This window comes from Gordonia sp. 852002-50395_SCH5434458 (assembly GCF_001665905.1).
Taxonomy (GTDB): Bacteria; Actinomycetota; Actinomycetes; order Mycobacteriales; family Mycobacteriaceae; genus Gordonia; species Gordonia jacobaea.
The window spans coordinates 1-23,126 of record NZ_LZTC01000009.1 but is presented as its reverse complement, the minus strand read 5'-3'; the positions used below and the strand labels follow the sequence as shown (position 1 = coordinate 23,126).

General features: G+C 66.0%; 24 protein-coding genes. 2 read left to right on the top strand and 22 right to left on the bottom strand.

Annotated features, from left to right (window positions below):
- Nucleotides 1–14: 14 nt before the first annotated feature.
- The 19 genes from A5785_RS01050 to hpt all read right to left on the bottom strand — a co-directional run bounded on the left by A5785_RS01050 (nt 15) and on the right by hpt (nt 17,629).
- A complete protein-coding gene (locus A5785_RS01050) occupies nt 15–1,163 on the bottom strand; it encodes an NAD(P)-dependent alcohol dehydrogenase (protein ID WP_064864216.1) in 1,149 nt (382 codons plus the stop codon).
- The gene (locus A5785_RS01045; RefSeq protein ID WP_064864214.1) at nt 1,160–1,717 is read right to left on the bottom strand and encodes a flavin reductase family protein; all 558 of its coding nucleotides are present in this window, start codon (nt 1,715–1,717) and stop codon (nt 1,160–1,162) included. The genes A5785_RS01050 and A5785_RS01045 overlap by 4 nt, the downstream gene beginning before the upstream one ends.
- Nucleotides 1,714–2,832 carry a zinc-binding dehydrogenase gene (locus A5785_RS01040; RefSeq protein ID WP_064864212.1) on the bottom strand — a complete coding sequence of 373 codons (1,119 nt, stop codon included), beginning with the start codon at nt 2,830–2,832 and terminating at the stop codon, nt 1,714–1,716. The genes A5785_RS01045 and A5785_RS01040 overlap by 4 nt, the downstream gene beginning before the upstream one ends.
- Nucleotides 2,832–4,079: an acyl-CoA dehydrogenase family protein gene (locus tag A5785_RS01035; RefSeq protein ID WP_197494455.1), complete on the bottom strand. Its 1,248-nt coding sequence runs from the start codon at nt 4,077–4,079 to the stop codon at nt 2,832–2,834. Before A5785_RS01035 ends, A5785_RS01040 begins: the two co-directional genes overlap by 1 nt.
- A gap of 187 nt (nt 4,080–4,266) precedes the next feature.
- Nucleotides 4,267–5,241, bottom strand: a complete 975-nt coding sequence (locus tag A5785_RS01030; protein ID WP_064864208.1) for an AraC family transcriptional regulator — start codon at nt 5,239–5,241, stop codon at nt 4,267–4,269.
- A 163-nt stretch (nt 5,242–5,404) separates the two neighbouring features.
- Nucleotides 5,405–5,854 (bottom strand): hypothetical protein, encoded by a 450-nt coding sequence (locus tag A5785_RS01025; RefSeq protein WP_049699942.1) that lies wholly within the window; start codon nt 5,852–5,854, stop codon nt 5,405–5,407.
- Nucleotides 5,855–6,062: 208 nt separating this feature from the next.
- Nucleotides 6,063–6,872 (bottom strand): type III pantothenate kinase, encoded by an 810-nt coding sequence (locus tag A5785_RS01020; RefSeq protein ID WP_064864206.1) that lies wholly within the window; start codon nt 6,870–6,872, stop codon nt 6,063–6,065.
- Between the two features lie 7 nt (nt 6,873–6,879).
- Nucleotides 6,880–7,332 carry an aspartate 1-decarboxylase gene (gene panD / locus A5785_RS01015; RefSeq protein WP_049699944.1) on the bottom strand — a complete coding sequence of 151 codons (453 nt, stop codon included), beginning with the start codon at nt 7,330–7,332 and terminating at the stop codon, nt 6,880–6,882.
- Entirely contained in the window at nt 7,317–7,574 is a 258-nt protein-coding gene (locus tag A5785_RS01010) for a hypothetical protein (protein ID WP_064864204.1), read from the bottom strand. Before A5785_RS01010 ends, panD begins: the two co-directional genes overlap by 16 nt.
- Nucleotides 7,564–8,478 carry a pantoate--beta-alanine ligase gene (gene panC, locus A5785_RS01005; protein ID WP_064864202.1) on the bottom strand — a complete coding sequence of 305 codons (915 nt, stop codon included), beginning with the start codon at nt 8,476–8,478 and terminating at the stop codon, nt 7,564–7,566. The genes A5785_RS01010 and panC overlap by 11 nt, the downstream gene beginning before the upstream one ends.
- A 68-nt stretch (nt 8,479–8,546) precedes the next feature.
- A complete protein-coding gene (locus tag A5785_RS01000) occupies nt 8,547–9,575 on the bottom strand; it encodes a Rossmann-like and DUF2520 domain-containing protein (protein WP_049699947.1) in 1,029 nt (342 codons plus the stop codon).
- A 178-nt stretch (nt 9,576–9,753) separates the two neighbouring features.
- Complete coding sequence (locus tag A5785_RS00995) at nt 9,754–11,238, bottom strand: DUF6779 domain-containing protein (RefSeq protein WP_064864200.1); 1,485 nt, start codon at nt 11,236–11,238, stop codon at nt 9,754–9,756.
- A 102-nt stretch (nt 11,239–11,340) separates the two neighbouring features.
- Entirely contained in the window at nt 11,341–11,883 is a 543-nt protein-coding gene (locus A5785_RS00990) for a DUF3180 domain-containing protein (protein ID WP_049699949.1), read from the bottom strand.
- Nucleotides 11,880–12,431: a 2-amino-4-hydroxy-6-hydroxymethyldihydropteridine diphosphokinase gene (gene folK, locus A5785_RS00985; protein WP_064864198.1), complete on the bottom strand. Its 552-nt coding sequence runs from the start codon at nt 12,429–12,431 to the stop codon at nt 11,880–11,882. The genes A5785_RS00990 and folK overlap by 4 nt, the downstream gene beginning before the upstream one ends.
- The gene (gene folB, locus A5785_RS00980) at nt 12,428–12,808 is read right to left on the bottom strand and encodes a dihydroneopterin aldolase (RefSeq protein ID WP_064864298.1); all 381 of its coding nucleotides are present in this window, start codon (nt 12,806–12,808) and stop codon (nt 12,428–12,430) included. The genes folK and folB overlap by 4 nt, the downstream gene beginning before the upstream one ends.
- Nucleotides 12,801–13,664: a dihydropteroate synthase gene (folP, locus tag A5785_RS00975; RefSeq protein WP_049700102.1), complete on the bottom strand. Its 864-nt coding sequence runs from the start codon at nt 13,662–13,664 to the stop codon at nt 12,801–12,803. The genes folB and folP overlap by 8 nt, the downstream gene beginning before the upstream one ends.
- A 50-nt stretch (nt 13,665–13,714) precedes the next feature.
- Nucleotides 13,715–14,353, bottom strand: a complete 639-nt coding sequence (gene folE, locus A5785_RS00970; RefSeq protein WP_064864196.1) for a GTP cyclohydrolase I FolE — start codon at nt 14,351–14,353, stop codon at nt 13,715–13,717.
- Nucleotides 14,354–14,364: 11 nt separating this feature from the next.
- Nucleotides 14,365–16,863 carry an ATP-dependent zinc metalloprotease FtsH gene (ftsH, locus tag A5785_RS00965; RefSeq protein ID WP_197494456.1) on the bottom strand — a complete coding sequence of 833 codons (2,499 nt, stop codon included), beginning with the start codon at nt 16,861–16,863 and terminating at the stop codon, nt 14,365–14,367.
- A gap of 190 nt (nt 16,864–17,053) precedes the next feature.
- Entirely contained in the window at nt 17,054–17,629 is a 576-nt protein-coding gene (hpt, locus tag A5785_RS00960; RefSeq protein WP_049699953.1) for a hypoxanthine phosphoribosyltransferase, read from the bottom strand.
- Between the two features lie 435 nt (nt 17,630–18,064).
- On the opposite strand from hpt, the gene A5785_RS00955 reads away from it, so the two are divergent.
- Complete coding sequence (locus tag A5785_RS00955) at nt 18,065–18,694, top strand: hypothetical protein (RefSeq protein WP_231895401.1); 630 nt, start codon at nt 18,065–18,067, stop codon at nt 18,692–18,694.
- A 54-nt stretch (nt 18,695–18,748) separates the two neighbouring features.
- On the opposite strand, the gene tilS is transcribed toward A5785_RS00955, so the two are convergent.
- From tilS to dacB, 3 genes are read right to left on the bottom strand one after another with little or no spacing between them, the layout of a single operon-like run.
- Complete coding sequence (gene tilS / locus A5785_RS00950) at nt 18,749–19,705, bottom strand: tRNA lysidine(34) synthetase TilS (protein ID WP_064864191.1); 957 nt, start codon at nt 19,703–19,705, stop codon at nt 18,749–18,751.
- Complete coding sequence (locus tag A5785_RS00945; RefSeq protein ID WP_231894029.1) at nt 19,684–20,946, bottom strand: zinc-dependent metalloprotease; 1,263 nt, start codon at nt 20,944–20,946, stop codon at nt 19,684–19,686. Before A5785_RS00945 ends, tilS begins: the two co-directional genes overlap by 22 nt.
- Nucleotides 20,943–22,349, bottom strand: a complete 1,407-nt coding sequence (dacB, locus tag A5785_RS00940; protein ID WP_064864189.1) for a D-alanyl-D-alanine carboxypeptidase/D-alanyl-D-alanine endopeptidase — start codon at nt 22,347–22,349, stop codon at nt 20,943–20,945. The genes A5785_RS00945 and dacB overlap by 4 nt, the downstream gene beginning before the upstream one ends.
- A gap of 136 nt (nt 22,350–22,485) precedes the next feature.
- Between dacB and A5785_RS00935 the strand changes: the two genes are divergently transcribed.
- Complete coding sequence (locus A5785_RS00935) at nt 22,486–22,968, top strand: inorganic diphosphatase (RefSeq protein ID WP_005207556.1); 483 nt, start codon at nt 22,486–22,488, stop codon at nt 22,966–22,968.
- Nucleotides 22,969–23,126: the final 158 nt, after the last annotated feature.

Genomic DNA, 23,126 nt, shown 5'->3' with positions numbered 1-23,126 from the left:
TGAGACGAAATCCGTCAGAACACGATGACCGGCTTGATGACTCGGCCGCTCTTGGCCGCGGCGATCGCATCGTTGATCGCGTCCATATCGAAGGTGGTGACCAGTCGTTCCACCGGCAGATCACCGTTGCGCCAATGGTCGACGAGTTCGGGTATCACCTGGTTCGCGTCGCAGTCGCCGATCGCCACACCGGAGATGGAGATATTGCGGGCGATGAACATGGTGACATCGGTCGTGAACGCGGTGCCCGGTGGCGGCGCGCCGATCACACCGCAGTGTCCTCCGGTGATCGTCGCCGCCATCGCGACGTCGAGAACTCCTGCCGCACCGCTGGTTTCGAGCGTCTGGTCGGCGCCGCCACCGGTGATGCGCTGAATCTCTTCGACGGAATCCGATGCCGACGGATCGACGACGTCGGTGGCACCGAGCTCGAGGGCCAGCTCGCGCCGCGAGGCGACCGGGTCCACACCGATCACCCGGTCGATGCCACGAATCCGGGCCGCCATCACGGCTCCGAGACCGACGGTGCCCAAGCCGAATACCGCCAGGCTGTCCATCGGGCGGGTGGTCTGGGGATGAAGGACCGGCCCGGCGCCGGTGATGATGCCGCATCCCAGCGGCGCCGCGACCTCTGCCGGCACGTCATCGGCGACGACGACCGCAGTCGAGCGGGGCGCAAGAATCGTTGCAGCAAAAGAGGATTGACCGAACCAGTGCGAGTGGATCGGGCTGCCGTCCAGAGAGAACGCCGTTGTGCCGTCGGGTCGACCGCCTGCGATGTTCATCCCGAAGGCGTTGGCGCACGCCCAGTACCGACCGCGGTCGCAGCTTCGGCAATGTCCGCAGTGATCAATGGTCAGCACCACCCGATCACCGATACGCACATCGTCGACTCCCTCACCCACCGCTGTGACGGATCCGGTTCCCTCATGGCCGAGGACGATCGGGAACTGTGCCGGAAACTGTCCGTCGCGCGCGCTGAGATCGGTGTGGCAGATACCGCTCGCGGCCAGGTCGATCCGGAGTTCGCCTGCGGCCGGTGCGCCGATCTCCACCTCCTCGACATTCAATGGCGCGCCGATGGTGGCGGCGACCGCGGCGCGCACCGTGCGTGATGGGCCTGCCGATTCGTCGGCGGCGGGGTCGGTGACGGAAACACTCATGACGACTCCTGTTTTGGTGTGGCGCTGTGTGATGTGGCGCTCCAGGCGCCGAAAGCACTGCGGAAGAACAGCAACGGCTCGGCGTCGGGATGGCCGTCAAGGGCAACTACCCGTCCCACGGATAGGAAGTGGTCACCGACGATGTGCTCGGCGTATAGCTCGCACTCGATGTGGGCGACCGCGTCGTCGAGCAGCGGTGCGCCGGTTTCACCGAGATGCCATGGCGCAAGCGCGAATCGGTCGATGCCGCGGCGTGCGAAACCCAGCGCGGTCGCCGATTGCGTGCTGGACAGCACGTTCACCGCGAACGACCCGCTATCCCGGATCGCGGGATAGGTCGACGACGTGGCCGCAGGCGCGAAAGCCACCAGCGGTGGGTCCAGCGACATGCTCATGAATGACTGGCAGGTCATGCCGACGTTCTCGCCGCTCCTGGACGCGGTGATCACCACGACGCCGGAACAGAATCGCCCGAGAACGTCGCGGAACAGATCCGAATCGAACGGGTCGCGAGTTGGGCGAGCGGCATCTGCCCTGATGTCGAGTGCGGTCATCGTCGCGGCTCCACAACAGCTGCGACGACCTCGCAGGCGGCCACCTGATTGAGGACGCCGTCGATGGCGTCGAGGCCCACGGTGGTCGAAACCATTGAATCGAAGTCCAATTCACCGCGTTCGAGAAGCCTCGTCCACACCGGGATGTCACGCAACAGGTTGGTCTGTCCCCACTGGCAGCCGTGAATCTGTTTGCCGTTCATCGCTGCGTCGAACGCGCTGATCGGCAGTGTCGCAGTGAGGAAGTCCTTGGTGACGCTGGCGAGGACGACGTGACCCGTCGGGCGCGTGATCGCCATGGCGGTACCCATCGCGGTCGCCTCACCCGAGGCCTCGAAAGCGAACTCGACGCCGCGCTTGTCGCCGAAGAGAGCCGGATAGCTGCCGGCCACCTCTTTGACCTTCTCGACGAGGTCGGGATCATTGGCGTCGAAGGTGTGTGTGGCGCCGAACTTTTCGGCAATTTCCCGACGGTGCGCCAGCGGATCGATGGCGATGATCGTTTCTGCTCCGAGAACACGCGCGCTCTGCAGGTATGCGAGCCCCGTCATGCCACACCCGACGACCGCGACGCTGGCTCCCGCGGTGACCGGCGCGACGTTGAACGCTCCGCCTACGCCACCTGCACCGCCGTCGGCAAGGACGGCCAGCGCCTGATGGGATAGACCTGTGGTCAGCGGTACCACCTGGATTTCCCTGGTCAGCATCTGTTCGGCGTAGGACCCGAGGTAGGAGTGCGCGACCGTGGAACCCGTTCTGGCGAGCTCGATCTCGGGCCCGAGAAAGGTCAGCTCGCCGCACATGTCCGGCCGATCGCGTAGACATGCGTAGCAGACACCACACCACGGATTGGCCGATGCGAGCACGGTGTCGCCCACGCGTACCCGACTGACGTCGGAGCCCACGGCAGACACGATGCCCACACCACCGTGACCGGGAATCTGCGGGATGTGTGCGCCGGGCGGGAACGGGGGATTGTCGAAGGCGATGACGTCGGTGATGCAGGCGACCACCGCGGTGGTGTCGACAACCACTTCGTGCGGGCCGGGAGCGGGCAGGTTCACATCGTCGACCTCGACGTGGCGGCCGTTTCCGTGCCAGAGTGCCGCGCGCATCAGGCGTTCGCCTCTGCGAGCGCGGCAACGGCGTATCCGCTGGCGGTGGCTTCGCGAATGGTCTGCGCGACGTGGCTGCGGTACATGGTGAAGTCTCGCCAATAACGTTGTGTGCGTGTGCCATCCTTCATCGCGCTGGACCCAGTCACACGAGCCATCAGATCCATCGCTTCGGTGAGCACCTTGCCAGCCTGGATGGCCAGCGAGACCAAGCGCTGATTCTCGGCAATGGTGACCGGCCTGCCGGTCGCCGCCGACTCGGCGCACAGTTGGGTGTAGGAGGCGGTGACGCTGAGCAGGCAGGCTTCAGCCTGATCGATCAGGGTGGTTGCCTCGCCGTACCACTGCCGATAGAACGAGTCCTCTGCGCGGACAGCCATCGGTGGCCACATCGTCTTCTTCACCGGCATCGTCGCCGCGAACTCGTCGAACATCGCCTTGGTCATTCCCAATGCGACGGCGAGCAATTCGGCGAAGAAGAACGGCTGGATCGGCCCGATGTACATCGGATTGCCATACAGCTCAAGCCCATAGGTCTGATCCGGACGAATGGCGTTGATATCGATGTCGAGGACGTATCCGTGGTCGACGACGCAGTGGTCGACCTTGACCGAGTTGGAACCGCTGCCCTTGAGGCCGATCAACGTGCCCCAGTCGTCGAGGACCTCGTACTTGTCGCGCGGTACCAGCGCCAGCCCCGGATGGGGACGACCGCCGTCGGCGGGCATGATCATCACCGCATTGAAAACGTGTGTCGAGTAGGGCACGCCTGAGCAATAGTCCCAGAGCCCGTTGAGTTCCCAACCACCGTCCACCGGCGTCGCGGTCACCGAGGGCACCACGCGGGAGGGCGCGATGAAATGTCCGTCGGCGCCCATGGCCTCGGCTTGAACGTCGGCATCGAACAGCCCGGCAAGGTTGACCACATGGGCCGAGCCCAGGCACAAACACCATGCTGTCGAAGGACATCCGCGACCGATTTCGACGACGACGCGCAGGAAGTCTTGAATCGACAGTTCGTAGCCGCCCAGAGCAGCCGGCTGCAGCATGCGGTAGAAGCCGAGCCGCCTGAACTCCTCGTGCAGCTCCGGCGAGTAGCGGGTGCGTCGCTCGGTTTCGGCTTGCTCCTCGCGCAGCCTGTCCCTCAACCCACGCGCACGAGCCAAGAAGTCGTCAACGGTCAGTCCTGGCTCGGGGACCGGGATCTGCTTCCGCACAGACGTTTTGGTGGAATCAATGACGGTCATCGACACTCCTCTGATTGAGACCCACGGCCGACACCAGTGACGGTGGCGGCTCGCTTCTGTTCTCGAGTGTGATGCGGCGCACATCGGTAATGAAAGGAGATGCGGCGAGGTTGGCCGAAATCAGCCGCGATGTCTGATCACCGGAGGGCGTTGACCGAATTCCAAAGCCGTTCCACGACTTGCTCGTTCACCCATCGCCCCGAAGTGCACGGCGAAGTGCGTTGTCGCGCAGTATGTCGTCGGGCCTGTTCCCGAACCTGGCGTGGTACGTGCGCGAGAAGTTGCCGACCGAGCCGAAACCGCAGCGAACCGCGATGTGGGCCACGGTCAAACCGTCGGCGGCTTGGAGCAACATCCCCCTGGAGCGTAGAAGACGTTGCTCACGAACATATTTGGGCACGCTGGTGTGCGCCTCGGCGAAGATCCGGGACAGGTGCCGTTCACTGATCCCGACAGCACGTGCCACGTGTGGTGCGGTCAGACCTGGATCGGACAGATTGGCCGCGATGTAGTCACGTGCTCGGTCAAAATGATTGTGAACGGCTGGCTCCGGTCGCGGGGAGAGGACAGCGGAGATGAGCTCCACCAGGTCGTCCTCCGCGAGCGACTCGGCCGCCTGATCGCTCGTCGCAGCAATCAATCGCGTTCTCAAAGCGGCACCGGCGAAGTTGTTGCCGATGTCGATGACCCGCGGAGTGAATCCGATTGGCACACCCGTCGATCGTTGCAGAAGTGGCGTCGGAACGACGACGGCCAGAGCTTCGGTGTCCTCGCCGAAGCCACTGACGAACGGGCGCTCGAGGCTCGTGACCAACAACCGATCGACCGTGGCGAAGTGGGTCTGGCCGTCGGTGAACAGGAAAGTATGGCCTTTGAGGGTGATCGTGATCAGCGTGGCGGGCACACCATCGTCGGATACAAATCTGCCCGACATCTCGACGATGTGGGACCCCATTCGCAACGACATGACACGCAGCGAGCCGACCTCGGCCACCGTTCCCGTTGCATCGAGTCGCTCGTCACCGAGGACTTTGGCGTGCAGCGGCAGAAAGGTACTGCTGGTGAACTCCTCCCACCGGGCCGCGGATTCGACACCGAGCCCAGCGGTGGTGAAGGCGATCGGATCAGGAGCCGACGGCCGCCCCGACGCCCCACGTGCCATGTCTACTCCCACGTCCTCCAGTGCTCGCGACGAAAGACGCGATGAAACCGCACTGCCACGCCGCACCTGGCCATGTTATCCAGGTCACACGATGGTTCGGCAAGTGGCGTGAAAGCATGGCCGAAATGACGCCGGATGGCCGATTCCCACAGGAGACGGACCCTCAGTGCGCGGAGAAGACCGCCAGTTCGCCCGCGCTGATCTGGCCGTTGATGCCGTCGCGACGCAGGCCGCGGAACCCGCCGACGACGAACACAGCACCACTGACACCGCGTGCCTGCAGATGCCAGGCCAGCCACTCGGCCTCGTGGCCGTCGTCGCTCACGACGACCCAGCGCCGATCGGCGGTTGCCGTGCGCAGCGAGGTCGGTGAGCCGGGGGTCAGCAGGTCGAGCGCTTCCGCGGCGTCGACCGCCAGCGCACCGAGCAGCGCGCCGTCGAGCCTGCGCTTGCGGTGACTGCGGATGTCGACCGGCACTGCTCCTGCAGCGATCGCGGCGCGGTAGGCCGTGGGCTGAAGCGAGAGCGGAACGTCGGGGACGGGCTGTGTGACCGGCGCCTGTGCGAAAGAGTGAACCTGGACCAGTGCGTTAACCAGCGGTGATGCGGTCATGAGAGAAACCTCGAGAGTGATCGAAACGAGCGGGGGCGTCGACGAAGGGCGGCCGCATGATGCGGACTCAGCCCTGACAACACTCCTGACAGCTCTTGATCACGGCGACAAGTTTGCCACAGTGCACCGCCGCGGGCCAGGCCTGCGGGAGTTTTGTGCTTGCGGCGCGCAAAAAGAAGAAGTTCGACGCCGCGCTGGGCGTGCCAGGTCAGCGGGTCCCGCGCCCACGGCCCTGCTGTTTGGCCCGCTCGGACACCAGGCGTAGCCCCTCGAGAGTCAGATATGAGTGGTGCGTGGTGAGCGTGCGGCTCTCCGGGAAGATCAGCGGCGCCAGCGACCCGGTGGCCACGACTGTCAGATCCCGGCCGTCGAAGCCGTCGACGGTGCCGCGCACCCGGTCGACGAGTCCGTCGACCTGCCCGGCGAATCCGTACAGGATTCCCGACTGCAACGCTTCGACGGTGTTCTTGCCCAACACGCTGCGCGGAGGCATGAGCTCGACGCGGCGAACTGTGACCGTGTGCTCGGCGAGGGCCTCGACGCCGAGGTTCACTCCGGGTGCGATGGCACCGCCGAGGAACTCGCCCTTCGCAGACACCGCGTCGACAACTGTGGCCGTGCCGAATGCGACGACGATGCACGGTCCGCCGTAGATATGGTGCGCGGCAAGACAATTGGCAACACGATCAGTGCCGACCTCTTTGGGATTGTCGACGAGCAGCGGAACCCCGGTGCGCACACCCGGTTCGAGGAGCACGTGATGGACGCCGTCGTAGTAGCGCGAGACCATGACACGGAGCTCGCGCAACAACGCCGGCACCGTCGACAACGCGGCCACGCCGGTGATCTGCTCGATGTCGCCGCCGAGTAGGCCGCGAATAGCCATCGCGAGTTCGTCGGCGGTCAGGTGCGGGTCGGTGTGAATCCGCCAGTCCCGCACCAGGGTGGCGTGCTCACCCGACCCCGCGAACACCCCGAGATGGATGTTCGTGTTCCCGACCTCGACGGCGAGCAGCATCGACGACCTAGACCGTTGAATCTGCGAAGTCGGTTCGCGCCGAGTCAGTTTCGGGGTGGCGGGGGTCGAGTAGTCCTGATCCTTCTGGTGCGTGCGCGGGATCTGTGCCGTTCTCGACGACGCGGTTGGCCTCGTCGACGAAGACCACGTGCGGGCTGTAGGCCCGCACTTCCGCTTCGTCGAGGATCCCGTAGGCGATGATGATCACCAGATCACCGGGATGAACGAGATGTGCTGCCGCGCCGTTGATCCCGATGACGCCCGTACCGCGGTCGCCCGCGATCGCATAGGTCTCGAGACGGGCGCCGTTGGTGATGTCGACGATGGTGACCTGTTCACCTTCGAGAAGGTCCGCGGCGTCGAGCAGGTCGGCGTCGATGGTCACCGACCCGACGTAGTGCAGATCGGCCTGAGTGACGGTCGCCCGGTGGATCTTCGACGTCATCATGGTGCGAAACATGCTGTCATTCCTCTGTGTTGGCGTGCATTGCGGGCGGGCTGCAGAGTCTGTGGGGGCGTGATCTCGACTAGCTCGATCAGCGGGGAACGGCGCTCGATCAGCGCGGGGCGGCGCTCGATCAGCGCGGGAGTGATCTCGACAAGCTCGATCAGCGAGGAACGACGCTCGATCAGCGAAGAGTGGCGCTCGATCAGCGAGGAACGGCGCTCGATCAGCGAAAGCCGGTGCGGGTCAGTACGCATCGGGATTCCCGATGTCCTCGGGCTCGATGCCGATCGATACGCCGACGTTGTCGATCAGCCGCGCGGCGCCGAGGCGGGCGGCGACCAGCAGGCGTCCGTCGCCCTTGTCGGGCGCTTCGCCGAGGGCGCGGTCACGCAGCGCGAGATAGTCGAGTTCGATGTCCGGCGACGTCGCCAAAACCGCTTGTGCGGCAGCGAGAATCGCATCCTTGCCGCCGGGAGCGGCGTGAGCTCCCGCGGTGAGCGCCGCAGACAGCGTGGTCGCGACCTCACGCTGCTCCGGTGTCAGGTAGCGGTTGCGCGACGACAATGCCAGGCCGTCAGCCTCGCGCACCGTCGGCACCCCGACGATGTCGACGTCGAGGTTGAGGTCGGCGACCATCTGCGCGATCAACACCAACTGCTGGTAGTCCTTCTCCCCGAAGAACGCGGCGTGCGGTGCCGCGATGTTGAGGAGTTTGCACACCACGGTCAGCATCCCCGCGAAATGCCCCGGGCGCACGGCGCCGTCGAGGATGTCCCCTGCCGGTCCCGGCACGATCGTGGTGCGCGGCCCGAGTGGGTACATGTCGTCGACGGTCGGCGCGAACACCAATTCCACACCGGCGGAACGCAACAGCTCGACGTCGTCGTCGAACGTCCGCGGGTATGCGTCGAGGTCTTCGCTCTCGCCGAACTGCAGCGGGTTGACGAAGATCGACACGATGACCACCACATTGCCGACGCTCTTGGCGGCGTCGATCAACTGCAAGTGGCCCGCGTGGAGCGCACCCATCGTCGGCACCAACGCCACGCGCTTACCCGCGCGACGCAACGCCTGGCTCACCCGGTGCAGCGTCGCAGGGTCGCGATGCACCGTCAGTTCACCTCGGGCGTAGGCGTCTGGACTCAGCGGCGCGGTCATCGTTCTCCTCCGATACGGCTCGAAAGGCCGTGCATCACAACATCTGTCGACATCTGTTCGGTGTTCACTCACTGCTCCAATACGTCGAGGAGCGGTGCGGGTGCGTCGGTGTATGCGGCTGCCCGGCGCGCAAGGATGCGATACGCCTCGGCGATGGCGTCCGGTCGATGACCGCCGGGTAGTGCTCGGAGAGCGTCGAGGTGGTCTGCGACGGCCTGCGCGTCGCCCCTCGCCACGGGGCCGGTCAGCGCGGAGGGACCGAGGTCGAGCACATTGTGCAGAGCTGCCGTCAGAAGCGGCGCGAGAATGCGTTCGGCCAACCGTTCCGAAGATCCGTCGACTGTTGCCGCGTCACGGCCGGACTCCCCCGCACCGCCCTCGATGGCCGCGTTCATCGCCACGACCGCATCACTGACAAGTGCGACGAGATGATTGGCACCGTGCGCGAGTGCTGCGTGGTAGAGCGTGCGGTCGGCCTCGGCGATCCGGACAGGCTCACCGCCCATCTCGAGCACGAGGGCCGACGCTATCGCGAGACCCACCTCGTCGGAAGCGGTGACGCCAAAGCAAGCCTGCGGCAGTCGGGCGGTGTCGTCGTCGGTTCCGACGAACGTCATCGCGGGATGAATGGCGAGCGGAAGCGCCCCGAGCGCGGTGAGGGGCGCCAAGATGTCGACGCCGTGCGCGCCCGCCGTATGTACGACGAGCGTCCGAGGACGCAGCCGTCCGCTGTCCACGATCTCCGCGACAACGTCGGAGATGCGGTCGTCGGGTACGGCGATGATCAGGAGCTCCGAGCGGGCGACCACGTCGGGAAGATCGAGAATCTGCGATTCGGGAAGTCGTTGGGCGGCGCGGCGTCGAGACTGCGGCGACCTGGCCACGACCGCTCCAACCACGTGGCCTGCGCGTTCGAGTGCCTCGCCGAGTGCGGTTCCGACACGTCCCGCCGAAATGATGCCGATAGTCAGGCGCGCGGGTGTCGGCAGATTGCTGACCCCTGCGAATTCGGCGGAGAAGGATCCGGAATGGCCTGCTCGCCCCGCGTCGCGGGGTGGCTGATTCGACACGGCGGGATCGCCGTTCGGTGAGGTCACCGGTGTCCTCCCAGATCGTTCCAGTCCCAACTGCAGCGTGGGTACCGGACGTGCACCGCAATGCTAGGCGCTCGACGCATCGTCGGGCCAATGCCTGTGAGGCGGGTCACCCAAGCGGATCGTCGACGACACGGGTGAGACGCTCGACGGCTCTGACCAGGTCGACGGAAGGGGAAAGTCAGTCCTCGCGACGACGACGTCCGCCGCCACTGCCACCGGGAGACTGGCGAAGCTGATTGAGCAGCTCTGCGACGGGCAGTCCAGCGGTATGCGCGGCGTCGTGGTCCTCATCGTCCTCACGACGTCGTCGGCCACCGCTGTAGGTACTCGCGGGCGCACCGTCGCCGGTCTCGTGCCGACCCGCCGCGGAGTCAGGGGTGTCGACCGTTTCGGAGTCACCGGACTCGGGCGCCGACGTTGCCGTCTCAGCCTGGGCCTCCTGCTCCGGCGCCGCGACGGTGTCGGCGGCTGAAGGAGTCGTCTCCGCAGTGGGGACATAGAACCCGCCGGAGAACGGTGACGCCGAGGTCGATCCTGCAGGGGGTTCCTCGTCGTATCCCGAGGTGTAGGGCGCCCGCGGCTGTTCGTCGACCACGTCGACGACGACCTCGTCAGCCCTCACCTCTTCTGCACCGAAATCCTCCGGGCCGAATTCTGGGCCCGATCCCGCTGCGCCCAATCCTTCTGTGCCCGATCCTTCTGTGCCCGATCCTTCTGGGCCAACGTTCTGCTGGTCGGCCTCAGCTTGCGCCGCAAGCTCCTCGTCGACAGCGACCGTCTCGACCTCGTCGGCGCTTACGTCCTCGACGGCCGCATACTCCACCGCGCCATACTCAACCGCCCCGTACTCGACGGCTGTGTCTTCGGCGTGGATGTCGTCGAGCGGGACCTCGGCGGCGATGCGCCCGGAGATGGGGGCGTCACCCGGAACCACCGGGAGCACTTCGGTCAGTTCGTTGGGGTCGACGTCGGTCCCGAAACGTCGCGGAGCGTCGAACGGGCGGGAGTCGCGTCGACGATGCTCAGCACCGGGAGCGGTCTGCTCGAAGTCGCGCGCGGCAACGGCGCCGTCGTCGTGAGCGGTGTAGTCGGTCGTGCCGTACCCGCCGGAATAGCCCGAGTCGCCGTAACCCCCGTTGCCGTACCCGGTATGGGATTGACCCGACTCGGCGCCGAGACCACCGAGGCCCGAAGCCAGCTCACGCAGCTTCTCGTTGGGAAGAGCCGCGCGCTGATCGGGCAGCGACTCACCCAGCAGCATCTCGAGGCTCGATCGCAGTGCGAGCACCTGCGCCTTGAGTTCGGCCAGTTCGACGCCGGCTTCGTCGCTGATCTCCTTGCGAATCGTCGACTCGACGTCGAGCTCGTACTGCCTGCGCGCGGCGATCTCGCGCTCGAGTTGCAGTTCGTACACCAGGCGCAGGTCGCGGCTCTTGCTCTCGGCGCTTTCGGCCTGCCTGCGGTAGCGCGTGACAAGAATCGCCGCGATCACCGCCGCCCACAGCGCAGCGATCACCGCCAGCGATCCGAGCACCGAGATTTGATCAGTGAAGAGCATCAGCACGCTGGCCACAACGGCCAGCACGATCAGGAGACCCACCAACCACTGCCCGACGCGACCGGAACGGCGTGTGTCGGCGGCACGGCCAGTCGAGGTCGTCATGATCGTGAACTTACCCTCTGACAGCCGCCACGACCGCCAGGCTGGTGCGGAGAGTCACGATTGGACCCCTAAGAAGTCGTCCGATCGCGTCACACATGCAAGTCACGCGGGTCCGGGATGACCGTCTGCCCGCGGCTGCGTCGGCTGGTCGGTCGGGTCATCGGGTGCCCGGCAGCAGTACTCGAGCCACAGCGCCGCACCGACGAGCGCGAGTCCGCCGAAGGCGCCCACGATCGCGCCGGGTCTGTCGTGCTCGGCGGCATTCACGCCGTGCTGACTCCACAGGAACACCAGCATCCCCACCCACACGCCGACGGCCACAGCGCCGAGGATCGCGGACGCCTTCGCCAGGGCGAGCACACGCGCCGCCGTCAGCGGGTGCAACTGCCCGCGCGCCCGACCCACCTGACGGTCGGCGACACGTGCGCGCACCACGAAAGCCATCGCCGTCTCGATCGCGGCGAGCACGTAGAGAACGATTCCAGCAAGCAGCGGCAGCGGGGGCAGCGCCGAGTAGTTGTAGCGCACCAGAATCCACGAGACCACGGCGACGAAGACCGCGATGATCAACAGATCGCGTGGTCGCGTCGGACCCAGGCCGGGTTCGTCGGACTCCGGTGGCGTCGACGGCTGCGGGACGGTCACCTCGACACCTCACTCCCAGGTCGGCCCGGCTGCGAGTTCCCGGGACGCGCGGACAGTCGATGCACGCCCGCGCGTTCACTCGCGGGTAGCGCCGCAACCAGGTCGACGACGAACCGGACACCGTCGGGCGTCCACAGCGTCGCGTCGGGTTCGATCTCCAGCCACGGAACGAGTACGAAGGCCCGGTCGGCGGCACGCGGATGTGGCAGCGTCAGCACCTCGTCGTCGCTGGTGATCGGCTGTCCGTCTGCGTCGGTCGCACAGATCACGTCGACGTCGAGTGTCCTCGGGCCCCAACGAATATCACGGGTCCTATCGGCAGCGCGTTCGAGTTCGAAGCCCCGCTCCAACCAGTCGCGCGCCGAGATCGGGGCGTCGACGATCAGCGTGATGTTGTAGAAGTCGGGTTGTTCGACGCCGCCCCACGGGGCCGTCGAATAGATGCTCGACGCCGCGACGAGGTCGTCGGCGAATGCGTCGACGACCTCGCGAAGCCGGGCCTCGCGGTCGCCGAGATTGGTACCTGCGGACAGCACGGCGCGAGTCACCGGACACCACCGGCCGACTTGCGAGAGCGTCGGGTCACGACGGCGACGTCGGCGAAATCCAGCGGGATCGGCGCGGACGGCTTGTGCACCACCACCTCGCAGGCGTGGATGCGGTCGTCGAGCATGATCTTCTCCGCGATCTCCCCGCCGACGGCCTCGATCAGATTGCGCGGGCCACCAGCGACGACGTCGTGGACCTGCTGTGCGAGCGATCCGTAGTCGATGGTGTCGGCCAGATCGTCCGACGCCGCAGCAGCACGCAGATCGGCCCACAGCGTCACGTCGATGATGAAGTCCTGCCCGTCACGGCGCTCGTGGTCGAAGACGCCGTGGTTGCCACGCACGCGCAGACCGCGCAGTTCGATGCGGTCAGCCATCTCCATGCTCCCGTCGGACGGCGTGCCGGTCGCGCCCACCTGTACGCCACGCCGCAGCGACAGTCACCGCATCACGGTTGGCTGCGACGTCGTGTACCCGAACTCCCCACGCACCGTGCACCGCGGCGAGCGCGCTGATCGACGCCGTGGCGATTTCGCGGCCCTCCGGCGCACGATCATGGCCGTCCGCGGCGAGCAGCGTACCGAGGAAGCGCTTGCGCGACGCCCCGACGAGCACCGGGAAACCGAGATCGACCAGCGTCGGCAACGCGTTCAGTAGCGCCCAATTGTGTTGTGCGGTCTTGGCGAACCCGAGACCGGGATCGAGGATGATGTTGTCGGGATCGACGCCGACGTCGACGGCGGCGTCGACTTGGCCGAGCAGTTCACGACTGACCTCTGCGACAACGTCGCGGTATCCACCCGTGTCGTCGACCCGGTGGGTGAATCGTCGACCGGCATCCGATTCGGCTGCCGCGGGACGCCAGTGCATCAGAATCCAGGGCAGTCCGGCGTCGGCGAGGAGCGCTGCCATGCCCGGGTCTGCGCGACCGCCCGAGACGTCGTTGACGATCGTCGCCCCGGCCTCGATGGCGGCCGCCGCCACGCCTGCGCGCATCGTGTCGACCGAGACCTGCACGCCTTCGGCAGCAAGTGCGGAGATCACCGGAACCACGCGCTTGATCTCGACGGACTCATCGACGCGCACCGCACCCGGGCGGGTCGATTCACCACCGACATCGATGATGTCGGCGCCGTCGGCGAGGAGACGCACACCGTGTTCGACGGCGCGGTCGGGGTCGAGGTAGCGACCACCGTCGGAGAACGAGTCGGCGGTGACATTGACGACGCCCATCACCTTCGTGCGTGCGGCATCGACCGTGTCGGCGGCGACCGGGTGAGCGGTCACCGGGTGATGAGGTCGAGTGCCTCGCCGCGCGAAACGGCGCTTGTCTTGAAGATGCCGCGCACCGCGGACGTCGTCGTGCGGGCGCCCGGCTTGCGGATACCCCGCATCGCCATGCACAAGTGCTCTGCTTCGATCACGACGATCACGCCGCGCGGATTGAGCCGCTCAACCAGGGCATCGGCGATCTGGCTCGTCAACCGCTCCTGCACCTGCGGACGCTTGGCATAGAGGTCGACGACGCGCGCCAACTTCGACAGTCCGGTCACCTGGCCGGTCGGGCCCGGAATGTAGCCGACGTGGGCGACACCGTGGAACGAGACGAGATGGTGCTCGCACGTCGAGTACATCGGGATGTCTTTGACCAGCACCAACTCGTCGTGATCTTCGTCGAAGATGGTGGCGAGCACCTCCGACGGGTCGGTGTAGAGACCGGCGAACATCTCGCGGTACGCATTCGCCACGCGAGTCGGTGTGCGCCGTAACCCCTCGCGGTCGGGATCCTCGCCGACCGCGATCAGCAACTCTCGCACAGCCGCCTCTGCGCGCTCCTGGTCGAAGAAGCGCCCATCACCGGTCGACAAATCACGCGACGCGTCGTCGTGAGTCGCGATGTCGTGACCCTCGCTGATTGTCATCGATCCGGCCCTCAGGCTCCGTCTCCGGGTGAACGGTTGTCTCCGTGCGAACCGGTCTCCCCGTGCGAACTGTTGCGCTGCGACCCGTCGCCGGCATCATCGCGATGCTGCCCGCCGTTGCTGCCCGCTCCGTGCTGGCCGCCGTACGAACCGTTGCCGTAGCCATACCCGTTGGGCTGATTACCGTTTGGCTGGTTTCCATTTGGCTGATTTCCGTTGGCGCCGTTCGGGTTTCCGTTCTGCGGGTACCCCTGCGACTGGGGATATCCCTGCGACTGCGGATATCCCTGCGACTGCGGATTCCCCTGCGATTGGGGCGGCCAACCCGGCGCCGACCAGTCACGCGGAGCACCATAGTCGGGGCGAGTGCCGCCACCCTGCGAACCCTGCGGGTAGCCCTGCTGCGGATAGGGCTGTCCGTATCCCTGACCCGGGTACGAACCCTGGCCCGGATAGGAACCCTGACCCTGATGGGGGGTTCCGTAGTAGGGCTGCTGCCCACCGGGGTAACCCGGGGCGGCGGGAGCACTGCCTGCACCGACCGGCTCGCGCACCGGCTCCGGCGGCGGAGGAGGCCACGGCTCGCCGCGCTCGATGGCCAACTCGCCCGGGGTCTTCACCGGGGGCTTGTCGCTCGGGGTGCGCTCGCCGAACTCGTTGAACGTCGTGATCCGCGGACGCTTTTCGACGTCGGACAGGATGTTCTCGAGATCCTTGCGCGTCAGCGTCTCCTTCTCGAGGAGTTCACTGGCAAGCACGTCGAGGGTGTCGCGGTACTCGGACAGGATCGCCCACGCCTCGGTGTGTGCGGCCTCGATCAGTCGGCGCACCTCGTCGTCGATCTCACTCGCGACCTCGGCGGAGTAGTCACTCTGCGCGCCCATGCTGCGGCCGAGGAACGGATCGCCCTGCTCCTGCCCGTAGCGCACGGCGCCGAGCTTGGCGCTCATGCCGTATTCGGTGACCATCGCGCGTGCGATCTTGGTCGCCTGGTCGATGTCCGACGACGCGCCGGTCGTCGGCTCGTGGAAGACCAACTCCTCCGATGCGCGACCGCCCATGGCCATCACCAGACGAGCGATCATCTCCGAACGCGTCATCAGGTCTTTGTCCTGCTCGGGCACGGCGAGCGCGTGACCACCCGTTCGTCCGCGCGCGAGGATCGTCACCTTGTAGATCGGGTCGAGATCGGGCATCGCCCACGCGGCGAGCGTGTGTCCACTCTCGTGGTACGCGACGACCTTCTTCTCGTGTTCGCTGATGATCCGGCTCTTGCGACGCGGTCCGCCGATGACGCGGTCGACCGCCTCCTCGAGCATTTCCGCCGTGATCTGCGTCTTGTTCTCGCGCGCGGCGAGCAGTGCGGCTTCGTTGACGACGTTGGCGAGGTCGGCGCCCGACATTCCTGGCGTGCGCTTGGCCAAACCGTCGAGATCGGCATCCTCGGCGATGGGCTTGCCCTTGGCGTGCACCTTGAGGATGGCCCGACGACCCGCGATGTCGGGGTTGCCGACGGGAATCTGCCGGTCGAAACGTCCGGGACGCAGGAGCGCCGGGTCGAGGATGTCGGGACGGTTGGTCGCCGCGATCAGGATCACACCCGAGCGGTCGCCGAAGCCGTCCATCTCCACGAGCAACTGGTTCAGCGTCTGCTCACGCTCGTCGTGACCACCGCCGAGACCAGCACCACGCTGACGGCCGACGGCGTCGATCTCGTCGACGAAGATGATGCACGGACTGTTGTTCTTGGCCTGCTCGAACAAATCACGCACACGCGACGCACCGACACCGACGAACATCTCGACGAAATCGGAACCCGAGATGGTGAAGAACGGCACGCCCGCCTCGCCCGCGACTGCCCGCGCGAGCAACGTCTTACCCGTTCCCGGCGGACCGTAGAGCAGCACGCCCTTCGGGATCTTGGCGCCGAGAGCCTGGTAGCGCGCGGGGTTCTGCAGGAAGTCCTTGATCTCGTAGAGCTCTTCGACAGCCTCGTCGGCACCCGCGACGTCGGCGAAGGTGGTCTTGGGCATGTCCTTGGACAACTGCTTGGCCTTGGACTTGCCGAAGCCCATCACGCCGCCCTTGCCGCCACCCTGCATGCGGTTCATGACGAAGAAGAACAGTCCGAACAGCAGCAGCATCGGCAGCAGGAAGATCATGATCTGCCAGAACACCGACTGCTGCGTCACGTTGGTCTGATAGCCGGCCCCGGTCGACTTGACCGAGTCGAAGACCTGCTCGCCCGCCGAAGCCGGGTATTTGGTCGAGATCTTCGTGACGTCCTGGCCGTCGACCTTGATTGCATCCTTGGTCTCGATCCGCAACTGCTGTTCGCGATCGTCGATCTGGATGAACTTGGTGTTCTTTGTGTTGAGCTGCGTCAACGCGACAGAGGTGTCGACCCCGGTATAGCCGCGATCGCCATCGCGCATCGCGCTCCAGCCCCACAGGGCGAGCACCAGCACCGCGAGTATCGCGAGGTTACGGAAGACTGTCTTTCGGTTCATGCGCATTGGTGGAGGTCCAGGCTACGTGGGGCCGCCCGGCGCCGTTACCACTGTCCTTCCCATCGGTTCGTGAACGATGTGAACGCCACCCAAGGGTTCGGTCGTACACATTGAGGCTACCGGTCAACGATCACGCAGGTGAAACCGTTCCCTGTTTATCTGCGCGGGCTCCCCTCGCGCGCTGTGCGGGCTAGTTCTCGTAGACCGACGCGCGCAGGCGGCCGATGAAGGGGAGGTCGCGGTAGCGCTCCGCATAGTCGAGGCCATAGCCCACGACGAACTCATTGGGGATGTCGAAGCCGACATCGGCGACGTCGACGGGCGAGCGGACCGCCTCCGGCTTACGGAGCAGGGTGCACACCGCCAACGACCGCGGCTGACGGGTGGCGAGGTTCTTCATCAGCCACGACAGCGTCAGCCCCGAGTCGATGATGTCCTCGACGATCAGGACGTCACGACCTGCGATGTCGCGGTCGAGGTCCTTGAGGATGCGCACCACGCCCGACGACGACGTCGCCGACCCGTAGCTCGACACCGCCATGAACTCCATCTGCGACGGAATGGGCAACGCGCGGGCGAAATCGGTCATGAACATGATCGCGCCCTTGAGGACGCCGATCAGGACCAGATCGTCCTGCAGATCCGTGTAGCGCTGCGCCACCGACTGGGCCAGCTCCGCGGTCCGCGCCTTGATCTGTTCCTCCGTTATGAGGACAGCTTCGATGTCGTCGCCGTAGTGGTGCTCGATCTCGATCTCGGAATGCACGGATACCAGCTTGACACGTCCACCGAACCGGCCGATGCCCGCGGTGCCGTCCGCTGCGTCTGAACACCATTACCCACCCGAGGAAATGTCGTCTGAAAACAGGACGAATCCATCACAAGAGAATAACGGATCGAAACATGCGTCACCCGCGGGCGCGGTTGTGCCCACGCCCCAAGAAAAGCAGCCACTATCTATTTTCGGGCATCGTAGTGATCGGTATCACTCACTAACGATTCTCGGATTTTATTTGAGGATCACGGAGCGGCGTAATCGCCGATGACAAGCAAACTCAACGTCGGATCAAGGACGAGGACGACAATGAACCAACAGCGGCGATACAACCCCAAGCCACCCTCTCAACTAGCACATTTGCCTGGCGAAACATATTTGCCGACAAAGTATTTGATACGTGCGATTGCAATCTTCGCCGCCGCTGTGCTCGCGATCCCCCTGCTGCAGGCAACTGCCCACGCTGCGCCGTCGTCGGAATCGGTTCACTACCGCCTTTCCGCTGGACCGTCGTCGGTGAGCCTCTCCGTCACCGACGGCACGATAGCTCGTGAGGGCTCTGACCTGGTCATCAAGAACGGCGCGGGAAAGTCCCTTTTCCGCATGGCTTTGTGGTATCGGGATGAATTTCTCGAATTGCCCATCGACGCGCACGTGACCCCGACATCCGCGACTTTGGTCCCGTCCCGAGACAAACTGCGTGCACATCTCGCCGACCCGGTTCAGGTGAACGCGATGCGTGCGGTCGCCGCGAAGGAAGCCCCGACGAAGCAGACGAAGCAACAACGCGACAACGAGGCTCTCACCCGCTTCAACGGTCAGCTGTCGGCCGGAATGACCATTTCTTCTCTGGTCGGACTTGGTCTCGGCGCTGTTGTCGGGGCTGTGGTCGGATGTGGATTCGGTGCGGCGCTGGGCGCGGGAATCGGCTGCCTCTTTCCTGGCATTCAGATCGGTGCGGCGCTCGGGTCGATCGTCGGAATCATCCTCGGCGGAGGTGGGACGCTGATCCTCTCCGCGATCCAGTACTTCCAGACCATCAACTCGCCCGTTTAGAACGACTAAAAAGCGATCCCTCCGCGGTGACCCGGCCACGCTTTGGTGACCGGGTCACCGCGGAAGGCGCGTCACCCTCATCCCATCGGCTGTCCGTTCGACCGCCAGCCGGTGATCAGGCGATCCGCCGATCGCCACCTGGCCCGGCCGAACACCCCGAAGCAGCTCGTCGACGGCCTCGATCACCCGCGTCGTGGGTTCCGTCGCGCCGACCTCCCGCAGCCAGCGCCGCACAACTCTGGTTCGCACCGCGGCGGGGAGGTCGGCGACCGAAGCGACGTCGAGTTCGGCGTGCTCGCCGATCCTCGACGACGTCGAGTAGATCTCGTCCGCGACGTCGTCGAGAGCATCGACGTCAGCCTGCAGGGAGGTCGCGGTGCGCGCCAGCGCCTCGACGACCCCACCGTGCAGGACATCGTCGAGCAACGGGATCACCTCTGCTCGTAGCCGCACGCGAGTGAATCTCGGGTCGCGGTTGTGCGGATCGGCATGCGCTGGCAGTGCCAGCTCTGTGCACGTTCCGACCGTCTGCGAACGACGTACACCCAGCAGCGGCCGACCCCACGGCTCACGCGACGCACGCATACCAGCCAGCGAGCGCGACCCCGAACCCCTTCCGAGGCCGAGGAGGACTGTCTCGGCCTGATCGTCCATGGTGTGGGCCAGCAGGACCGGCAGTCCGTCGCGGGCGGCGTCGAGTGCCGCGTACCGGGCGTCTCGTGCCGCCGCTTCCATGCCTCCGGCGGTTCCGACACTCACGCGCAGCACCTGCGCCGACGCACCGAGGCCCACGGCGGTCCGCGCCGCATCGGCCGCAACAGCATCAGAGCCGGGCTGCAGCGCATGGTCGACGATGAGTGCGCGGACCGTCAGACCCGCACGGAGCGCTCCTGCGGTGAGCGCCAACGAGTCCGGTCCCCCGGACAACCCGACGCACACCTCGGTGCGTCCGGCCAGGTGAGCGGTCGCAAAATCTGCGACCGCGCGGGTCACAACACGCGTGCAATCCATCGCGACGGCTCGTCGATCTCGTCTGGCCGGGGCAGCGTCTCCGCATCGGTCCAGATGGTGTTGAAACGCTCCATTCCGACGGTCCCGACGACCTCGTCGACGAAAGCCTTGCCCCGAATGTATTGCGCGAGTTTGGCATCCATACCGATCAACGCTCTGATGATGCGCTGCACGGGATTTCGCGGTGCGGTGCGTCGTTTGTCGAACGATGCGCGGATCTGCTCGACGGTCGGAACCTGTGCTGGGCCAACGGCATCCATGACGTGGTCGGCATGCCCCTCCAGAAGGGTGCCGAGCATCATCATGCGGGTGAACGCCTCGTACTGCTCGGGCGTCTGCAACATCTGCATCACACCGATGACGCCCTTCTCCCGCTTGGCACCACCGCGCACAGCCGAATTGATCCGTGCGACAACGTCTGCCACCGACTCTCCGGCATCGGAGGTCAGCACCGCGATGTTGTCGAGCATGTACTGACGCAGCCAGGGGTTGGCGGAGAACTGCACGCGATGGGTCACCTCGTGCAGACACACCCACAGACGGAAATCCGACGGCACGACGCGCAGACTACGCTCCACCGCAATGATGTTCGGCGTCACCAGCATGAGCACGCCCGGATTACTTGGCCCGCTCGCTGCGCTCCCGGCGCCGGGATTCTGCGGCCCGCTCGCTGCGCTCCCGGCGCCGGGGTCACTTGGCCCGCTCGAATCCGAACCACTCGGCGTGAACGGGTCGTACTGCCCGAGTATGGCGCCCGCGAGGAACGCGAGGAGACCGCCTGCCTGTAGGCCGCCGACCTTCCCCGACAGTCCGCCACCGGACTCGCCGTCGTCGTCGCCGTCGAGCATCGATCGCATCGACTGAGACGCGGCGTCGACCCAGCCGCGCCGATCGACCACGAGCGCACTCGGTACGCGCAGCCCGTCCGCGAGTCCGGTGACCTCGCGCACCGGTCCCTCGGCCCGCACGGCGGCGTCGGCCAGTTCGGCCTGCGCGGCGTCGAGCGTGTACTCGGTGACCTTCGGCCCCGGACGCACCAGACGTTTCCCGACCGTCGCGGCAAGCGACCAATCGATGCGCGCACCGATCGACTCGCCGCGCTCCTCCCGCTCGTCTCGCTCGTCTCGCTGGTCGAGCTTGTCGAGACCACCCCGCTCGTCGAGCTCACCCCGCTGGGCGGCTTCACCCCGCTGGTCGAGCTTGTCGAGACCACTTCCCACGTCGTCGGTCGGCTCGGTCATCGGCACCCGCACTCCCTCAACTTGCCCGCGACGTTGTCGAGGGCCGGCCGCGCGTCCGCGGGAGATGTGCCTCCCGAGATCAACGCGAACGACAGCACCCGACCGTCGACCGTCTGAACTATGCCGGTCAACGAACTGACGCCGGTCAGTGTTCCGGTCTTCGCGCGCACCCACCCCGCGCCGGGGTTCTCGCCGACGGTGAAACGGTCGGCGAGTGTGCCGGTGCCGCCTGCAACCGGCAGTCCGTCGAGCATCGGGCGGATCTTGGAATCGATCGGCTGATCGCTTCCGGTCGGTCCGCTGGCAGCGGCCATCAGCTTGTCGAGCAGTGCTGCGGGCACGAGGTTGCGGTACGACAGCCCCGACGTATCGCGCAGCGTCACGTTCGAGACGTCGAACTTGTTGTCGGCGAGCGTCTGCTTCACCGCCGACGTACCGCCTGCGAGCGTTGCGGGTCCGCCGCGAGCGACGGACAGTTCGACGCCGAGCGCCTCGGCGAGCACGTTGTCGGAGTAGCGGAGCATGTCGTTGACCCTGGTGACGAGCGGTGCCGAACGGACCGTCGCCACGGTCCGCGCACCAGCGGGAGCGGTGACGTTCGTGACCGGGGCGTCGACGTCGAGGGCCTTGGCGAGTTGTTCTCCGGCGGTTCTCGCAGGGTCATCGACGCGCGGGGAGTATTCGTTGAGCGGATCTATGCGCGCGCCGTCGGTCATCAATGCCTCGATCGGAGCGATGTCGCCGCCCTTGATGTCGTCGCGGCTCCAACTGCTGTCCATCGTCGGACCGGTGTACGCACTGGTGTCGACGGCGACGGAGGTGACCGGAACCCCCGACCGACGGACCTGGTCGGCAAGGTCGCTGATCCGACCGGGGTCGGTGTAGAACGTCTGCGACCGTTTCGACTGGGCCGACAGCGTCGGGTCGCCTGCACCCTTGACAATCACCTGGCCGTCGGTTCCGACCACGACAGTCGTCGTCAGGCGCGCATCGTGCGGGAGTCCGAGCAGCGCGGCGGCCGCAGTCAGGATCTTGGTGTTCGATGCGGGCACCCGTGGGGTGCTCGGGCTCTTCGACCACAGGATTGCGCCGGTCAACGAGTCGCTGACCTGGCCGGTGAACTCGCCGAGCTGCGGCGCGCGGGCCGCTGCGGCGATCTGCCTGGTCACGCCGGATGCCGTCGGCTGTGGCGCCGTCGCCGACACAGCGTTGATCTCAGGCGTCGCGGCGATCGGCGCAGGCCTTGGCGGCACACCGGCCGGGAGGTCGTCGGACTTGTTCATGCGCAACGCCACGAACAGCACGCTCGATGCGACCAATGCCAGCACGATCACCGACACCAGGGTCCACACAACCGCGCGACGTCGACCGCGCAACCGACCGTCCTGATTCCTCGCGCCCACTCGACCTCCGGTCTCGACCCATCTCTTCCGACGCCCCACAGTATCGTTGAGGCGATTCGCACAGCCGGACCGCGGCTGTCGACACCCGCCGACGGCGCACCGATCCCGCCCGAGGCGCCACGATCAAGGAGGAACCGTGGAATTCGATGTGACCATCGAGATCCCCAAGGGAAGTCGCAACAAGTACGAGGTCGATCACGAGAGCGGAAAGGTCTTCCTCGACCGCTATCTCTACACCGCATTCGGCTACCCCGCCGACTACGGCTACATCGACAACACACTCGGCGAAGACGGCGACCCGCTCGACGCGCTGGTCCTGCTGCCCGAGTCGGTGTACCCGGGCGTCGTGGTCAAGGCTCGTGTGGTCGCGATGTACACGATGACCGACGAGGCAGGCGGCGACGACAAGCTGCTGTGCGTGCCCGCCAAGGACGTGCGCTGGGACCACATTCAGGACGTCGGCGACGTGTCGGAGTTCGAGCTGAACGCGATCTCGCACTTCTTCGAGCACTACAAGGATCTCGAGCCCGGCAAGTCGGTCACACCGGGCGGTTGGGTCGGCAAGGACGAGGCGGAGAAGGTGGCACAGGCCGCCGTCGAGCGCTTCCCGGGACACTGATCGACGCCCCTGCCGCTACATACTGAAAAATCCACCTCATCTGTTGCGCGTCACCTTCGGCACTGCCGAAGGTGAACCGGCACAGATGAGGTGGATTTTCTTTGGTACTACTCGCTGGCCCTACTCGGCAGCCACAGTTTCGGCGGCCGGCTTCCCGC

What these genes read in the sequence shown, in the direction of transcription:
- A5785_RS01050 (WP_064864216.1), bottom strand. Translation starts at nt 1,163, where the DNA reads ATGAGTGTTTCCGTCACCGACCCCGCCGCCGACGAATCGGCAGGCCCA.
- A5785_RS01045 (WP_064864214.1), bottom strand. Translation starts at nt 1,717, where the DNA reads ATGACCGCACTCGACATCAGGGCAGATGCCGCTCGCCCAACTCGCGAC.
- A5785_RS01040 (WP_064864212.1), bottom strand. Translation starts at nt 2,832, where the DNA reads ATGCGCGCGGCACTCTGGCACGGAAACGGCCGCCACGTCGAGGTCGAC.
- A5785_RS01035 (WP_197494455.1), bottom strand. Translation starts at nt 4,079, where the DNA reads ATGACCGTCATTGATTCCACCAAAACGTCTGTGCGGAAGCAGATCCCG.
- A5785_RS01030 (WP_064864208.1), bottom strand. Translation starts at nt 5,241, where the DNA reads ATGGCACGTGGGGCGTCGGGGCGGCCGTCGGCTCCTGATCCGATCGCC.
- A5785_RS01025 (WP_049699942.1), bottom strand. Translation starts at nt 5,854, where the DNA reads ATGACCGCATCACCGCTGGTTAACGCACTGGTCCAGGTTCACTCTTTC.
- A5785_RS01020 (WP_064864206.1), bottom strand. Translation starts at nt 6,872, where the DNA reads ATGCTGCTCGCCGTCGAGGTCGGGAACACGAACATCCATCTCGGGGTG.
- panD (WP_049699944.1), bottom strand. Translation starts at nt 7,332, where the DNA reads ATGTTTCGCACCATGATGACGTCGAAGATCCACCGGGCGACCGTCACT.
- A5785_RS01010 (WP_064864204.1), bottom strand. Translation starts at nt 7,574, where the DNA reads ATGCGTACTGACCCGCACCGGCTTTCGCTGATCGAGCGCCGTTCCTCG.
- panC (WP_064864202.1), bottom strand. Translation starts at nt 8,478, where the DNA reads ATGACCGCGCCGCTGAGTCCAGACGCCTACGCCCGAGGTGAACTGACG.
- A5785_RS00995 (WP_064864200.1), bottom strand. Translation starts at nt 11,238, where the DNA reads ATGACGACCTCGACTGGCCGTGCCGCCGACACACGCCGTTCCGGTCGC.
- folB (WP_064864298.1), bottom strand. Translation starts at nt 12,808, where the DNA reads ATGGCTGACCGCATCGAACTGCGCGGTCTGCGCGTGCGTGGCAACCAC.
- folP (WP_049700102.1), bottom strand. Translation starts at nt 13,664, where the DNA reads ATGGGCGTCGTCAATGTCACCGCCGACTCGTTCTCCGACGGTGGTCGC.
- folE (WP_064864196.1), bottom strand. Translation starts at nt 14,353, where the DNA reads ATGACAATCAGCGAGGGTCACGACATCGCGACTCACGACGACGCGTCG.
- ftsH (WP_197494456.1), bottom strand. Translation starts at nt 16,863, where the DNA reads ATGAACCGAAAGACAGTCTTCCGTAACCTCGCGATACTCGCGGTGCTG.
- tilS (WP_064864191.1), bottom strand. Translation starts at nt 19,705, where the DNA reads ATGGATTGCACGCGTGTTGTGACCCGCGCGGTCGCAGATTTTGCGACC.
- A5785_RS00945 (WP_231894029.1), bottom strand. Translation starts at nt 20,946, where the DNA reads ATGACCGAGCCGACCGACGACGTGGGAAGTGGTCTCGACAAGCTCGAC.